This is a genomic window from Yersinia entomophaga, from assembly GCF_001656035.1.
Classification (GTDB): domain Bacteria; phylum Pseudomonadota; class Gammaproteobacteria; order Enterobacterales; family Enterobacteriaceae; genus Yersinia; species Yersinia entomophaga.
Map to the genome: position 1 here is coordinate 4,051,919 of NZ_CP010029.1, position 14,195 is coordinate 4,066,113.

Consider the following 14,195-nt stretch of genomic DNA (forward strand, 5'->3'; position numbering starts at 1 on the left):
ATTCGAGCATGTCGGGTTGTGCCTGAAATTGCAGTAGACCTTTTACTGTTAATTTCTTATTGCGTATATGATTTATAACTCTGTTGGCATCAATAATGGAACCTGATTTTGATTACTGAATTTCTTATTAAAACTAGACGGCATCCAGAGTTATTTATTCTACTGCTGGTTATTGTCATTATTGCCATGTTGGTTATACCACTGCCGACTTATCTGGTCGATTTTCTCATTGGCCTGAATATTGTTATTTCTGCATTGGTTTTCCTGTCGTCTTTTTATATTGACAGAATATTGAGTTTTTCGACCTTTCCAGCCGTACTGCTGATAACCACGCTGTTTAGGTTGGCTCTATCTATTAGCACCAGTCGATTGATACTTAATGATGCTGATGCAGGCGATATTATTGCGACATTCGGCCAGTTCGTTATTGGCGATAATCTGATCGTTGGCTTTGTTATTTTCTCTATTGTGACCATAGTGCAGTTTATGGTCATTACCAAAGGCGCAGAACGCGTTGCGGAAGTTGCCGCTCGTTTTTCTCTGGATGGAATGCCTGGTAAACAGATGGGGATTGATGCCGATCTCCGGGCGGGTTCTATTGATGCAGATGCAGCAAAAGAGCGCCGCAGCGTGGTTGAAAGAGAAAGCCAGCTCTACGGTTCTTTTGATGGCGCGATGAAATTTATTAAAGGTGATGCTATCGCTGGCATTATCGTCATTTTCATCAACTTTATTGGCGGTATGGGCGTGGGCATTAGCCAGCATGGCATGGATATGTCCACAGCGCTGGCGACATACACCATGCTGACTATTGGTGATGGATTAGTGGCTCAAATTCCATCTCTGCTGATTGCTATCAGCGCCGGTTTTATTGTCACCAGAGTCAACGGCGATGGCGATAATATGGGCCAGACCATGATGGACCAGTTATTAGGCAACCCATTTGTGTTGCTGATTGCTGCCATGCTGGCGCTAGGAATTGGCAGTTTACCGGGTTTCCCGTTCTTTATTTTTGCTATTCTCGCCGCAGGACTCAGTGGATTATTCTATTTCAAATGGAGTGAGAAAAAGCGCCATGCAGCTAAAAAGAATGCTCCGGCAGAAATAGCTTCAGGAGAAAAGAATATCGATGCCGAAGGGACATCTCTGGGGCTAATTGGTGATCTGGATAGCGTGGCGGCAGAAACAGTGCCTTTAATCCTATTGGTTCCGACAGCGCAACTGGCCGCATTACAGAAAGCCAGCGTGGTGGAGCGTTATCGGAGTCAATTCTTTATCGATTACGGCATTCATTTGCCTGAAATGATGTTGAAGGCATCGGATAATCTTAGTGCTAATACCGTCGCCATCTTAATAAATGAAATAAAAGCGGACGAATTTAATATTTACTTTGGCCTGCTGCGTATCGTCAACAGTACCGATGAGCTAAAGCAGTTAGGTGTTGAATGCGTTACCCATAATAAAGAAAGTTGGACCGATAGCACTAATCAGGCATCGCTTACACAGCTAGGCTATCAGCTTAGACCGGCAATTGATGAGCTCTATTACTGTCTGTCAGTTTCTCTGGTTCGCCACGTTAATGAGTATTTTGGCGTACAGGAAACCAAAGATTTATTAGATAAGTTAGATAATAAATATCCTGACCTGATGAAAGAAGTCCTGCGTCACGCGACGGTTCAGCGTATTGCCGAGGTATTTCAACGCTTGCTGAGCGAAAAAATATCTATCCGTAATATGAAGATGATTATGGAGTCGCTGGCTTTATGGGCGCCCAGAGAAAAAGACGTGATTGCGTTAGTTGAACACGTACGTACTTCATTATCGCGTTATATATGCCATAAATTTTCACAGGGAGAGACGCTACGCGTTATTAATCTCTCTGCGGAGTTTGAAGAGAAATTACGGCAGGGAATAAGAAATACCTCCGGTGGTTCATTTTTGAATCTGGAACCTGCGGTAGCGGAGGAACTCATTGATGCGCTGACGTTAGCCACAGATAAATTGACAATATCTAATAAAGACATGGTTATTTTATCTTCGGTAGATATAAGGCGATTTGTTAAGCGCTTTATAGATTCTCAGTTTAAAGACTTGGAGGTAATGTCTTTTGGCGAAATCACGGATAGCGTATCTATTGATGTTTTAAGAACTGTCTAATCAACAAGGAGATAATAATGAATCTAGATATTGTAACTTTAATTCGTGACACACTATTGGAAACAGGCTGCGATGAATCGTTATTAAATGATTTCGACGGCCACTCGACTATATCGCTAGATTTTTCAGATCGTGCCAGCATGTTAATTAGCCTGATTGACGATCAGGTCTGGTTATGGTCGCGTATTGGTGAGGAAAATACTCACGTATTAAGTCAAAAAGCTGATGACCTTTTAAAAACTTTAATGGAAGGCTGCGCTTTCACTCCGTCAGGGCAATTACAGTTAGCCACCAATGACGGGTATATCGAATTAAAGGGGCTAGTTAATTCAAGCTATACCGAGACCAGTACTCGATTTGCTGAAGCATTAGATGAGTTCTTTGCGCTGCAAGAAAAGTTTGTGGAAATTCTTCAATAATGAGTGAAATACCATTGATCCGTTATCAGGCTCATCCTTTGCGCCTGAGCGGGCCGATTCTTGAATCGGTTCTGCCAGGGGTAAAGATCGGTGAAATCTGTGAAATACGTCAGCATTGGCAAAGTACCGAGGTGGTTGCTCGTGCCCAAGTGCTGGGATTTAATCGCGATCTGGCGGTACTTAGCCTGATTGGTAACGCCAATGGTTTATCCAGAGATGCCGTGATTAGCCCAACCGGTAGCGCATTGACGGTCGCACTGACCCATTCATTATTAGGTTGTGTATTAGATCCCTCAGGGCAAGTCGTCGAACGATTCTCCGATTCCGCCGCCATATTGGGGCATGAAATTCGCCCCATTGATGCACCGCCACCATCATATTTGCAGCGCGTAGGTATTCGTCAATCGTTTATTACTGGCGTGCGAGCCATTGACGGCTTGATTACCTGCGGGATCGGTCAACGGCTCGGTATTTTTGCTGCGGCAGGCTGCGGAAAAACTACGCTAATGCATATGTTGATCGAGCAGGCAGATGCAGATGTGTTTGTTATCGCACTCATAGGTGAGCGCGGCCGAGAAGTGACTGAATTTACTGATATTTTACGAAGGTCTGGGCGGCAACAGCAGTGCGTGTTGATTTATGCCACCTCGGATTTTTCTTCTTTGGATCGCTGTAATGCGGCTTTAGTGGCTACCACGGTTGCTGAATATTTTCGTGATTCAGGCAAAAAAGTGGTGCTGTTTCTGGATTCAGTTACGCGTTATGCCCGCGCTTTGCGGGATGTGGCATTAGCCGCAGGCGAAGCACCAGCCCGGCGAGGCTATCCGGCTTCGGTATTTGAGGCTTTGCCAAAATTACTCGAGCGTCCCGGCTGTACTCATAGTGGAAGTATCACCGCGTTTTATACCATTTTACTGGAAAGTGATGATGAACCAGATCCAATTGCGGAAGAGATTCGCTCTATTTTGGACGGACATTTTTACCTTAGCCGCAAACTGGCGGCCAAAAATCATTATCCGGCAATTGATATTTTACGCAGTGTGAGTCGTGTAACCGGTCAGGTTTGCCAACCGTCGCATTTACACAGCGCAGCCGAAGTCCGACGGATATTGGCGAAAATCGAAGAATTACAGATTTTTGTGGACCTAGGGGAATACAGCGCCGGAGAAAATGCGGAAAACGATCGCGCTATTCAGCGACGTGATGATTTATTCCGTTGGCTGTGTCAGCCCGTTGAAGAACACGCTGTATTTGAAAATACATTGAGTCAATTGCATGAATTTGCTTCGTAAATTCACTGCACTACTACTGCGCAGTGAAAGCAAAACTCAGCGTCAGGAGCGGATATTAACGCAGCTTGATAGCCGGATACGTGAGTGCCAAAAATCTGTTCAGGCTCTAGACGCTCAACGCAAAGCGGCAACCGGCCTGTTGCACAGTTTGCGCCCGCAGGGGCAGGGACTAAATCGCGCCATGCTGTATGCAGTACAGCGGAAACAGTCCGCGCTTCGTCGCCGAATTGCCAATATTGACCTGGAAAAAGTACAGCAGCTAACGGATCTGAAAAGCTGTGAAGAGGACAGGCAAAAGGCGCAGGTGCAGCGTCTGAGACTCATTCATCAGTCTGATAAATACAAGCATTTGCAAATGCTTGAGCGGAAAGCTCACCGCCAGATGGCCGACCGAATGGAAGAAACCGAAATTGAGGAGATTATTGCATGGAACAAGTAAATAGCGTTTCAGGAGCCAATACGGGGCGAACGGAAAATATCTCCGAAGTTGCGCAACCTATTTCCGATATTGTCAGAAAGAAACAGCAGGAAGAAAAGGGCGAGCGTTTTACCGAGATCGCCGATAAAACCGTTCCGTCTATGCCAACCCTATTATCGCCGCTATTGGCCTTGCAACTTGGAATTGGTCATAACGCTGACTCTACAACCAAAAAGGCTGAAATAAGCGCGCTGAAAGGATCTAAGCTTCAGGCAACTCATCCGCGTTTGGATTATTTAACTCAGGAAATTCCTGCTAAGCCGATCGCACAGCTTCAGCAAAGGATTCCTGAGCGTCTAACAACGAAAGATATGACAGATAAATCCCTACTGGCTGCTCTACCGACGGGAAAAGAAACAAAAAATATTGAAGTAATAAGAAATCCGCAGCCGTTGCAGAAAAATAGCCATGTCACAGATGCCATACCCGTTGCTTCTCTTGCCCGGTTCCCTACAGATAAAACCAGCGAGTTTTCTGCCAATGGAGATCGTCAAAATTTAACTGCGCCGAATCATGAAAAGTTAAATATTGTGCAACAGATTGGCGGCAAACCGACATCGACTGATATGACAGCTACTGGAGAGAGTGAAGCTTTATTTCCTCAGTTTAAAAAAGAGGTAAAAGTGGATTCTCTAGCCTCAGATAAAGGGCGCCCTGAATGGTTATATCCGGTACCGAATAAATCAACCCATTCGGTGGTGGATATAGCAACCAAGGCTGCATTGCCTATGGGAAAAACCGATAAGTTTCCACAGCCGCAATCAGGAAATAATGAAATAGAAGGGCCAGGGAAACTCACTTACCGTTTTAAACAATGGGGTGAAGGACATCATGTCAATATTTCAACGCAAACCCAAAATCACTCAGCTCAGGTGGTCTTTCAACCCTCGGACGCCACGGTTCAACAGCGTTTAGGCACTGGAGAAATGCCCCAGCATTGGAGCTTATTGCGTGACGGGGAATCGCAACAGCAGCAGAAACAGCATCAGGAACAACCGACTCAGGACGAGGAGGAAGCTCAGTGATTGGCCGGTATTTTCGTCAAATAAGTCAGGAACAACTTGTCTGGTCACGTGTTGCTGAACATTGGGAACGGCAAGGTATCGACGTGAGTTTTACGATTCCTCCGCAAAATGTTTGCCTGGTGTCATTTGCTACTGATGCCGGTTGGGAAGGCCTTCTTGATTTACGTAACTGGTTTATGCAAATGATGCCAGAACAGGCAGGGTTAGCGACCAGCGCTTTTACCAATGAACAAATTAAAAATTTATTTATCGGATGCTCGCAGCCGATAAATATGGCGTTGCCGGAATTTAGCTATCAATCAATGCAGAATATTGAGACGGTTGAAGATAACAAGCTATTTAATACTCCGTTGTACGCCATAGATACGGATCGCGGTCGAGTATGGTTGACTAAATTTGTTCACGAATCTGTCAATATTCCAGCAAAAAATCAACGGACAGATTTATCCCATCTTCCTTTGCCGATATGTTTTGAAATAGGAAGTAGCAAGGGGAGTTTAAGGTTACTTAATAAATTAATCTGCGGTGATGTTTTACTTATTACTGATGTCAGGCAGCAAGTAACAATTCATGGCAAACATATTAGATATTACCAGCGTAATGGAGATGAAATAATGCTAGAGGAAGCGATGTCAGATATGCCTGTAGAAAACAAATCTCAGGATAACCAGAGTGATGGTAGCCATGACCAAGAAATATCTATGGGTTTGTCCCCTCGCTCTCAAATGCCTGTTCGCTTAACATTTACCTTGCAACAAACTCAGGTAACGGTTGAAGAACTGGAATTACTATATAAAGGACATATTTTCACCTGTGATCCTGATGCGGAAAAGAAAATCATCATTAGCGGTAATGGCCTGGCACTGGCTCGCGGCGAATTAGTTTGGATAGAAGATCGCTTAGGCGTTGAAATAACCGAGATATACCACGAGGCTGGCAATGGAAAATGATGTTTCCCTTGTTGGGCTATTAGCGTTTGCCACTTTACTACCTTTTATTATTGCCTGCGGCACCTGCTATATCAAATTCTCCATTGTCTTTGTTATGGTCAGAAACGCGCTGGGATTGCAGCAAATCCCTTCAAATATGACGCTTAACGGTATCGCGCTGTTGTTATCGATGTTTGTCATGATGCCTGTGGTGCAAGAGGGCTACCACAGTTATCGCGAGAATAATGTCGATATTAGCAGCGTAGAGTCGGTGACTTATTTCGTAGAGAATGGCTTCGAAGGTTACCATCGCTATTTAGAAAAATATTCAGATCCGGAGTTAGCGCGCTTCTTCTCTGATGCGCAGCTAAAAAGGGACGGTGTTAAAAGTGGTAGTGCAGAGGATACCGAAAGGGTTTCTATTTTATCCCTGTTACCAGCCTACGCTCTAAGTGAAATCAAAAGTGCCTTTAAAATTGGCTTTTATTTATATCTACCTTTCGTGGTAGTTGATTTGCTAATTTCCAGTATTTTGCTGGCTTTGGGAATGATGATGATGAGCCCGGTGACCATTTCTGTGCCGATAAAATTGGTGCTGTTTATTGTGCTGGACGGTTGGTCGCTATTGTCTAAAGGCCTAATCACGCAGTATCTGGATCTGGCTCTATAGCTCGGAGGGCTGGAACAATGAATGAACTCGTCTTTGCCGGTAATAAAGCCTTATATCTGATTCTAATGCTTTCCGCTGGGCCAATTGCCGTGGCAACCATCGTCGGATTAATTGTAGGCCTGATCCAAACAGTCACGCAGCTACAAGAACAAACTTTACCCTTTGGTATTAAATTACTTAGCGTCGCGTTATGCCTTTTTTTAGTTTCAGGTTGGTATGGTGATGTATTGTTGGGCTTTGCTCAAGAAGTATTAACAATAGCGTTGAAATAACCTATGCAAATCGGACTGTTTTTTAATATTCACGACTGGCTCTACGCAATGATATTGGCTTCGGCCAGGTTGATGCCTTCTTTTATCCTACTGCCGTTCCTTAATAATAATACTCTAACGGGTATGATCCGTATGCCGGTTGCCATGATTGTGGGGGTGTCATTGTGGCCTTATCCACTCCAGGAACTACCTGATTTTGATACGTTGTTTTATTTCGGACTGGTTGCAAAAGAAGTTATCATTGGACTATTAATGGCCTGTTTTTTTTGCTGGCCATTATGGGTATTACATGCCGTCGGTAGCATGATTGATAACCAGCGGGGTGCGACGCTAAGTAGTAGCATCGATCCATTAAGTGGTGTCGATACATCAGAACTTGCCAATTTATTTAATTTGTTTGCTGCCGTGATTATATTAGAAAGCGGCGGGCTTTTGCTCATCTCTCAGGTATTTCAAGCAAGTTATCAACTTTGGGACCCACTGTCTTTTACTTTGCCTTCCCTTTATCCAGCGCTAACTTTCCTGAGTATTATGATGGCGAAAGCATTTATTCTCGCCAGTCCGGTTTTGGTCGGCTTTCTATTGGCTGAAGCGCTGTTAGGTTTATTATCCCGTTTTGCCCCGCAAATGAACGCATTTTCGCTGGCGTTGACGATTAAAAGCAGCATAGCGTTCTTTATTCTTATTTTGTATTTCACCCCGATTATTCCAGTCGAGGTCATTAATATGCGCTTTCATGCGGATTCATTATTTGGCTGGTTGAAATAATACGGTAAAATGGACGTTTTATGTCATCAAATAAAACAGAGAAACCCACGCAGAAAAAACTGAAGGATGCGGCTAAAAAGGGCCAATCTTTTAAAAGTAAGGACTTGGTTATCTCATGTCTTATCTTAATTGGTGCCGAGTACATTATTAATATATCGAGCTTTTTAGAAATGGGGAAAATCGTTACCGAAGCCATCGCAAATGGTTTTTCCAGTACCTTCCATGAGTATGCGCGAATGGTGGCATGGACGGGATTAAAGTTATTGCTTCCCTTTTTACTGCTATGCATATTTGCGTCCGTATTCCCGACGTTGTTACAAACGGGATTTCTCATCGCCACTAAAGCACTAAAGATTAATTTTGCAGCGCTTAATCCTGCGAGCGGTGTGAAAAAGCTATTTAGCTTACGGTCAGTTAAAGATGTGATCAAATCATGTTTGTATTTGGTTAGTTTTATCGTTGCCGCAAATATTTTTTGGGAAAAAAATAAAGAGCTCCTTTATTCGCAGGTTAACGGGGCGCCTCAGCAGATTATATTAGTTTGGGGGGTGCTGTTTCACTCGCTGATCCTGATATGTCTCTCTTGTCTGCTTATGGTCATTATTCTGGATGCATTAGCTGAGTTCTTCCTGCACATCAAAGACAACAAAATGGATAAGCAAGAGGTTAAACGGGAAGCCAAAGAGCAGGATGGCAATCCGGAAATGAAATCCAAACGTAAAGAAATACATATGGAAATGTTGTCGGAACAGGTGAAGTCTGACATTGAAAATTCCAAGGTGATCGTGGCTAACCCAACTCACATCGCCGTGGGAATTTATCTAAATGTAGATGTTATTCCAATCCCCTTCATTTCAGTGCTGGAAACCAATCAGCGAGCCATTGCCGTTCGTACTTATGCGAAAAAGGTCGGCATACCAGTAATCGAAGATGTGAAATTAGCCCGACAAATCTTCAAAACTCACCGACGCTATTCCTTTGTCAGTATGGAGGAATTAGATGAAGTACTCCGTTTACTGGCCTGGCTTGAACAGGTTGAAAATGCCTGGAGCAGCGAGGTCCCTAAAGAATAAACATCGTTTTACAAAGATATTTTTCGCTCATTATTTAAGAATTGCCTGTGTTTGAAAGGGGATGAGCGTTCCTTAAATGTAGTTTTTATTTACCCATGATTAAATATCGTTATCGGCAGCAGCATTCACGCGGTAACGAACAACCTAGGAGATAACAAGGTATGACCCAGGAAAATACGATTATTAGCGATGATGAAATTGAAAACATGCTGTGGGCTGCTCTCAATCAGGGTGCCATGCTAAAAGACATTCACGGTGTATCTGATGAAATGATGGAGCATATATATGCTCATGCCTACCAGTTTTATCACAAGGGGCATTTAGACGAGGCTGAAAATTTCTTCAGTTTTCTCTGTATGTATGACTTAAATAATACCGATTACTTTATTGGATTAGGCGCAGTGAATCAGCTGAAGAAAAACTATCAGAAGGCATGCGATCTCTATTCTCTTGCTTATGTGATGGGGAAAGATAATTTCAGCCCGGTATTCTTCAGCGGTCAATGTCAATTATTAATGGGTAATTTTGTTAAGGCCATGCAGTGTTTTGATTTGGTGTGTAAGCGTAGTGACGATGAAAATTTAATTAAAAAAGCGAAAGTTTATTTACAAACTATTCGACAAAACAGGAAAGAAACGAACGAAGAGGCAGATTAAGCCGAAGATCGTTACGTAATTGGAGAAATTATGGCTACGACGAGTGTTAATAATACCCCTATCCAGCTTGCTGGCTATTTGTTAAATGACGCCAGCAATGAAAATATGGCGGCATTAAAGCAAAAAACTCGAATGCTGCCGCAGCAGGGTGGTTCAATTATGGCGGCGGCCAATCAAAAATTGCAGGCAGCGCAAGAATCTGCACGCAATATCATTTCCGCCGGCATTGACCCAACGCTCAGTGGTGATGTTGAAGTTGAGCTGAATAATGCGCTTTTACAGGAAGCTCCAGTCCTGAGAAAAGCGAACAGTAATCTGACTAAAGACGGAGCTCTGTTGCTGTTATTAACTCAAATGCTGAATTTAAGCAGTGAAATGGCATTGAGTAAACTCTCGTCTAACCTTTCCATATTAATGTCTACCCTGGACGCGCGTAAGAAAGAGGGAGAAAAGGCAAATGCCGAGATTGATAAAGCAATGGGCGAGACCGAGCAGGCTTTATCTGAGTTTGAAAATGCGGTAAGCCAATTAGGCTCGGCTAATAAAAATCAATCGCAGAAAAAAGAGCTTCTCGATCAGGCCAAATCAGATCTGGACAAGCTAAAGAGAGAAGGCGTAGAAAAAGACGATCCTCGTTATATTGCCGCGGAAAAGAAAGTCGCTGGCGCGCAGTCCGATCTCAATACGGCAGAGGCGGCAACCAGTAAAGCTCAGGCCGTGGCGGATCAAAAGCAACAAGCGGCCATGAGTCTGCAAACGAAACTTGAAGGGTTAATAAAGGCGGCGGACGTTAAATACAGCGCCGCTTTACCTGGCAACGCAGCTATCGCTGGGCAAATCGATCAGCAGAAAGAAAAACAGCTCAGCAGCATGGCCACCATGACCATGCTGATGGGGAAATTTATTGAAATCGTAGGTGAGAACTCGATCAATAAATTAAAGAATGATTTAGCCATGACGCAAAAACTCCAGGAAGCGCGTCAAAAGGATATGACCAAAAAAGCCGCTGAATACGATGAGCAACTGCGTAAGGCGGAAGAAACGCGCAAGATGACCGGCTGCATTGCTGATATTCTGGGCGGACTAGCCATTGCCATTGGTGCTATTACATCGGTATTTGGCGGCGCCGGAGTAGCATTAATGGCAATAGGTATAGGTTTAATGGTTGCCGACCCTATTATGGAGGCGGCGACGGGACAATCTTTGACTGGCATGATTTTAAATCCATTTATGGAACATATCTTTATGCCATTAATGTCATTAATTTCTAAAGTAGTGGAAGAGATATTTGATAAAACTCCGATTGGTTTATTGCTTAAAGCAATAGATAAAGCCACCGGGGCAAATATGATGGATACCATTCATAGCGTAGTTTCTGCCGCAGTGACCGTTGCGGTTATTATTGCCGTAGCTTATTTTGCTAAGTCAGCGGCTAAGTTTGTCATCGAAAAAATGGGTAAGGCGATGACAAATATGATTATGGAAACGATTAAGAAAACCATCGAGCAAGCGCTGAAAAAACTGGTGCCGAAAGTAGTTAAAAGTGCCGGTAAGCAAGTGAATCAGGTTTTCAAACAAGCGAGCAAAAGCCTGTCCAAGTCACTATCAAAAGATCCGGTAGCATTGAAAAAGCAATTGAATAATATGGAGATGTTACGTAGCGTAACCACCGTTGGCTCTGGCGTGACTCAAACCACCGGCAATATAGTGGCAGGGAATTTACAGGCTGATGCTATGGAGGCGTTAGCGGCATTTAAACTCGGTAGCGCAGATATGGAAATACTGAAAAAATTCTCAGAGCAGATTCTTGCGTATTTTAAACAAGAGCAAACGCTAATGCAGGAGTTGATGAAGAATATGTCCTCGGTACTCCTTAAACAACAAGACACAGGACGTACTATTCTTCGCAATATGCACGTTTAATATCACTCCATAACCTAATAGGTAAATAATATGTCATCATCCATTGGCAGTAATAGTCACAACCTTATTCTGAATTATCCGAATCTAGATATTACAAAAAAAGAATTAAATGGCGATAAAGAGTCAATTAAAAAAAATGCAAATAATACGAATCAGCCGACTGAATCGAATAAATCAACGGCTGAAAATAAAAATGTAAAAACAGAGGGGAAAATTAGCCCTCAGGCGGCGGCGCTGCGAGAACCTCAAGGTGAGATTCAACCAACGGCGAGTAAATTGATGATGGTGGATTTGGCTGAGAAGAGAACCACCGCTGCGGTGAGCCCTGCGGACGACACGCCAAAACCGGCGATTGCCGCACCGACGGTTGAAACCCAGCCAACGCTGTTGCAAGAGCAGCTGAAACATATTACCGGCGTCAGCAATTTCGCTGCTGAACAAACCAAGGCTACCGATGCAGCACAGCCTAAACAGGGCTTTGCCATCACCAATCTTAATAATTCATTTGGTGCCAGATTATCTAATGTCGTGATGCTTGCAGTGAAAGTATTGACTGAAATGCGAGTGGCGGAAAATAAGCTGGGCGGCCATCAGCTAGAGCTTTCGGCTAAAGCGGCGCAAGCCTCTGCCGCACATACTATCCAAAGTGGTAAAGAAGCACGAAATCAAGCGATTACTCAAGGTGTCGTTGGTTTGGCCACCACCGTGGGTGGGCAAGCTCGGGCGATGAAGGGCACCAAAATGTCGAATAAATCGCTTGATGTGTCCAAACAACAGGCTAATTTCCAGAATCAGGCGAACAAAAGTATCAGCGCTCTGAACAAAGTGGGGCCAGGGCAAAAACCTGGCTCTGCCGTACTACAGAATGATAAATCAATTATCGAAGGCGGCGCGATCCACGATAAACAATACAGTGCAACGCTGAAGGGGATCGAAAGCAGTCGCCAAATGAATAATGCGCAAAAAGTCATTGGTCAAGGTAACGCGGCCAGCCAGATGGGCAACCCTATGGGGGCGGTAGCGGCGTCCCAGTTCCAGGTGAATGAGGCTGAAGAGAAAGCCGGCGCGGCGATTCAGGAAAATGAGAAATCCGTCAAGCAGGAAACCCATGCTGAATCAGTCAAACGTAGCGACCGTGATAAGCAATTGCTGAATTTGCTGATGAATATGCTGTTCCAAACGGTAACGGCAAAAAATGAAACGATCAGCAGCATGATCAATAACAAAGTGTAGTTGCTAAGCCCCCGGAGTTTTGGGGGCGATTTTTCATATGTCTGAGCGATAAGTGAGTCAGTTATGGATGGAATTACTAATAATCACAACACTGTGCGTTTTTCCGAGCATTTAGCGGTTAATTCTAATGAAACGTCGCAGGCTCCCGCCGCTGCGGTTAATGAAGAGGCAAAAGCTGCTCGCATGACCATCCGGCAACAGGTTTTGACGAAAACAAAAACTCAGTTAGATACCTTGCATAATTCAGATAAAATCGCTCAGGGCGCCAACGCGCTGTTAGGCACATTACGCGATATTGAGCAGCGTCAGCCTGAGCGAGCTGCGCGATTAGCCGCATTTTCTACTGAGGGAAAAAGTCAGCAGGATTGTGATAAACAGCTAGAGATATTGCTAACACCCGATAAAAGTGACGCTCTTGCTCGCACGCAGTTAGATGCATTACGTGCTGCGGCTTCGGATAAAAGCAGCCTTGCTCGCCGCACATTGTTAATTGACAGCACCAGTAAGCAATTGCAAACCATTGCACAATTGGCGCAGGCAAATCCTGAGAACTATGACTTAACGGACGAACAAGCGGCTGAATTACAGGCTGCCGCTCGGTCTGTTCGGTTCGCTCCTGCGACAGAACCGACGGAAAATAAAGGTCCGATCTCCAGTTGGGATATTTATAAGGACTTGGCCGACGCCATTGGCGAAATGGATGACAGTTATTTATCCGTCCATGAGTACGCAGTGAAACAATATTCTGATTTTTTCAGTGATTTCTCCGATCTGAAATCTAAATTACAGGAATTTATTAGTTCCGGTAAAGACGGAAATATCATTCTGAAGTCAGGTGAGATCAGAAAGGAATTAGATGCATTACTGAAAAAATATTCTGTAAACCCTGTCACTAAAGCCGCCGTTTTATTTCCTAAACAAAGTGAGACCGGTGGGATTAAAGGGGCATCTAAGGACGATGCAAAGGCATGGGCCAGTGAATTAGGTGTTGATCCAGATACCTGCGTTAAACAACTGCCTGATGGTTCTTGGGTTTGTACCATAGACACCAGCCCGCTAACAAAAATGAAAAGCGATCTGCCGCATAACGATGTTGAAGATATGAACTCTGCCAAATTCCAGGCTTGGATGGCAGGTTTTGACGCGCAGGCAGAAAAACTACAAACAGCTATGCAAAGCCACTTACAGAAATACAGTACCGCCAGCTCCACGTTCGATAATTTAATTAAAGTTCTCAGTAGCACTATCTCCAGTTTGCTTGAGACAGACAAAAGCTTTTTCAGTAATTAGCGATAAGGAA

Annotated in this window: 14 protein-coding genes; all 14 read left to right on the forward strand. The window is 44.0% G+C overall.

Features of this window, described 5'->3' with window-relative positions:
* Positions 1 to 108: 108 nt before the first annotated feature.
* The 14 genes from PL78_RS18140 (at position 109) to sctA (ending at position 14,185) form a co-directional block, all read left to right on the forward strand.
* A complete protein-coding gene (locus PL78_RS18140; protein WP_064517781.1) occupies positions 109 to 2,157 on the forward strand; it encodes an EscV/YscV/HrcV family type III secretion system export apparatus protein in 2,049 nt (682 codons plus the stop codon).
* A gap of 17 nt (positions 2,158 to 2,174) precedes the next feature.
* Positions 2,175 to 2,576, forward strand: a complete 402-nt coding sequence (locus tag PL78_RS18145) for an InvB/SpaK family type III secretion system chaperone (RefSeq protein WP_084414357.1) — start codon at positions 2,175 to 2,177, stop codon at positions 2,574 to 2,576.
* The gene (gene sctN, locus PL78_RS18150) at positions 2,576 to 3,868 is read left to right on the forward strand and encodes a type III secretion system ATPase SctN (RefSeq protein WP_064517786.1); all 1,293 of its coding nucleotides are present in this window, start codon (positions 2,576 to 2,578) and stop codon (positions 3,866 to 3,868) included. The genes PL78_RS18145 and sctN overlap by 1 nt, the downstream gene beginning before the upstream one ends.
* Entirely contained in the window at positions 3,852 to 4,307 is a 456-nt protein-coding gene (locus PL78_RS18155) for a hypothetical protein (RefSeq protein ID WP_064517789.1), read from the forward strand. The genes sctN and PL78_RS18155 overlap by 17 nt, the downstream gene beginning before the upstream one ends.
* Entirely contained in the window at positions 4,295 to 5,371 is a 1,077-nt protein-coding gene (locus PL78_RS18160; protein WP_064517792.1) for a SpaN/EivJ family type III secretion system needle length determinant, read from the forward strand. Before PL78_RS18155 ends, PL78_RS18160 begins: the two co-directional genes overlap by 13 nt.
* Entirely contained in the window at positions 5,368 to 6,321 is a 954-nt protein-coding gene (gene sctQ / locus PL78_RS18165; RefSeq protein ID WP_064517794.1) for a type III secretion system cytoplasmic ring protein SctQ, read from the forward strand. The genes PL78_RS18160 and sctQ overlap by 4 nt, the downstream gene beginning before the upstream one ends.
* The gene (locus PL78_RS18170; RefSeq protein ID WP_064517796.1) at positions 6,311 to 6,970 is read left to right on the forward strand and encodes an EscR/YscR/HrcR family type III secretion system export apparatus protein; all 660 of its coding nucleotides are present in this window, start codon (positions 6,311 to 6,313) and stop codon (positions 6,968 to 6,970) included. Before sctQ ends, PL78_RS18170 begins: the two co-directional genes overlap by 11 nt.
* A 17-nt stretch (positions 6,971 to 6,987) precedes the next feature.
* A complete protein-coding gene (locus PL78_RS18175; RefSeq protein ID WP_049596341.1) occupies positions 6,988 to 7,242 on the forward strand; it encodes an EscS/YscS/HrcS family type III secretion system export apparatus protein in 255 nt (84 codons plus the stop codon).
* Between the two features lie 3 nt (positions 7,243 to 7,245).
* The gene (sctT, locus tag PL78_RS18180; RefSeq protein ID WP_064517798.1) at positions 7,246 to 8,010 is read left to right on the forward strand and encodes a type III secretion system export apparatus subunit SctT; all 765 of its coding nucleotides are present in this window, start codon (positions 7,246 to 7,248) and stop codon (positions 8,008 to 8,010) included.
* A 20-nt stretch (positions 8,011 to 8,030) separates the two neighbouring features.
* Positions 8,031 to 9,083 carry an EscU/YscU/HrcU family type III secretion system export apparatus switch protein gene (locus PL78_RS18185; protein ID WP_064517800.1) on the forward strand — a complete coding sequence of 351 codons (1,053 nt, stop codon included), beginning with the start codon at positions 8,031 to 8,033 and terminating at the stop codon, positions 9,081 to 9,083.
* A 161-nt stretch (positions 9,084 to 9,244) separates the two neighbouring features.
* Positions 9,245 to 9,739, forward strand: coding sequence for a type III secretion system translocator chaperone SicA (sicA, locus tag PL78_RS18190; protein ID WP_064517803.1), 495 nt, complete (start codon positions 9,245 to 9,247; stop codon positions 9,737 to 9,739).
* Between the two features lie 30 nt (positions 9,740 to 9,769).
* Positions 9,770 to 11,662, forward strand: a complete 1,893-nt coding sequence (sctE, locus tag PL78_RS18195) for a type III secretion system translocon subunit SseC family protein (RefSeq protein ID WP_064517805.1) — start codon at positions 9,770 to 9,772, stop codon at positions 11,660 to 11,662.
* A gap of 30 nt (positions 11,663 to 11,692) precedes the next feature.
* A complete protein-coding gene (locus tag PL78_RS18200) occupies positions 11,693 to 12,895 on the forward strand; it encodes a hypothetical protein (protein ID WP_064517807.1) in 1,203 nt (400 codons plus the stop codon).
* A 63-nt stretch (positions 12,896 to 12,958) separates the two neighbouring features.
* Positions 12,959 to 14,185, forward strand: coding sequence for a type III secretion system needle tip protein SctA (gene sctA, locus PL78_RS18205; RefSeq protein ID WP_064517809.1), 1,227 nt, complete (start codon positions 12,959 to 12,961; stop codon positions 14,183 to 14,185).
* The last annotated feature ends 10 nt before the right edge of the window (positions 14,186 to 14,195 follow it).

Bases quoted from the DNA above. Each gene is read 5' to 3' on its own strand.
- PL78_RS18155 (WP_064517789.1), top strand. From the start codon at position 3,852: ATGAATTTGCTTCGTAAATTCACTGCACTACTACTGCGCAGTGAAAGC.
- sctE (WP_064517805.1), top strand. From the start codon at position 9,770: ATGGCTACGACGAGTGTTAATAATACCCCTATCCAGCTTGCTGGCTAT.
- PL78_RS18185 (WP_064517800.1), top strand. From the start codon at position 8,031: ATGTCATCAAATAAAACAGAGAAACCCACGCAGAAAAAACTGAAGGAT.
- sicA (WP_064517803.1), top strand. From the start codon at position 9,245: ATGACCCAGGAAAATACGATTATTAGCGATGATGAAATTGAAAACATG.
- PL78_RS18200 (WP_064517807.1), top strand. From the start codon at position 11,693: ATGTCATCATCCATTGGCAGTAATAGTCACAACCTTATTCTGAATTAT.
- PL78_RS18160 (WP_064517792.1), top strand. From the start codon at position 4,295: ATGGAACAAGTAAATAGCGTTTCAGGAGCCAATACGGGGCGAACGGAA.
- PL78_RS18175 (WP_049596341.1), top strand. From the start codon at position 6,988: ATGAATGAACTCGTCTTTGCCGGTAATAAAGCCTTATATCTGATTCTA.
- sctA (WP_064517809.1), top strand. From the start codon at position 12,959: ATGGATGGAATTACTAATAATCACAACACTGTGCGTTTTTCCGAGCAT.
- sctT (WP_064517798.1), top strand. From the start codon at position 7,246: ATGCAAATCGGACTGTTTTTTAATATTCACGACTGGCTCTACGCAATG.
- sctN (WP_064517786.1), top strand. From the start codon at position 2,576: ATGAGTGAAATACCATTGATCCGTTATCAGGCTCATCCTTTGCGCCTG.
- PL78_RS18170 (WP_064517796.1), top strand. From the start codon at position 6,311: ATGGAAAATGATGTTTCCCTTGTTGGGCTATTAGCGTTTGCCACTTTA.
- PL78_RS18145 (WP_084414357.1), top strand. From the start codon at position 2,175: ATGAATCTAGATATTGTAACTTTAATTCGTGACACACTATTGGAAACA.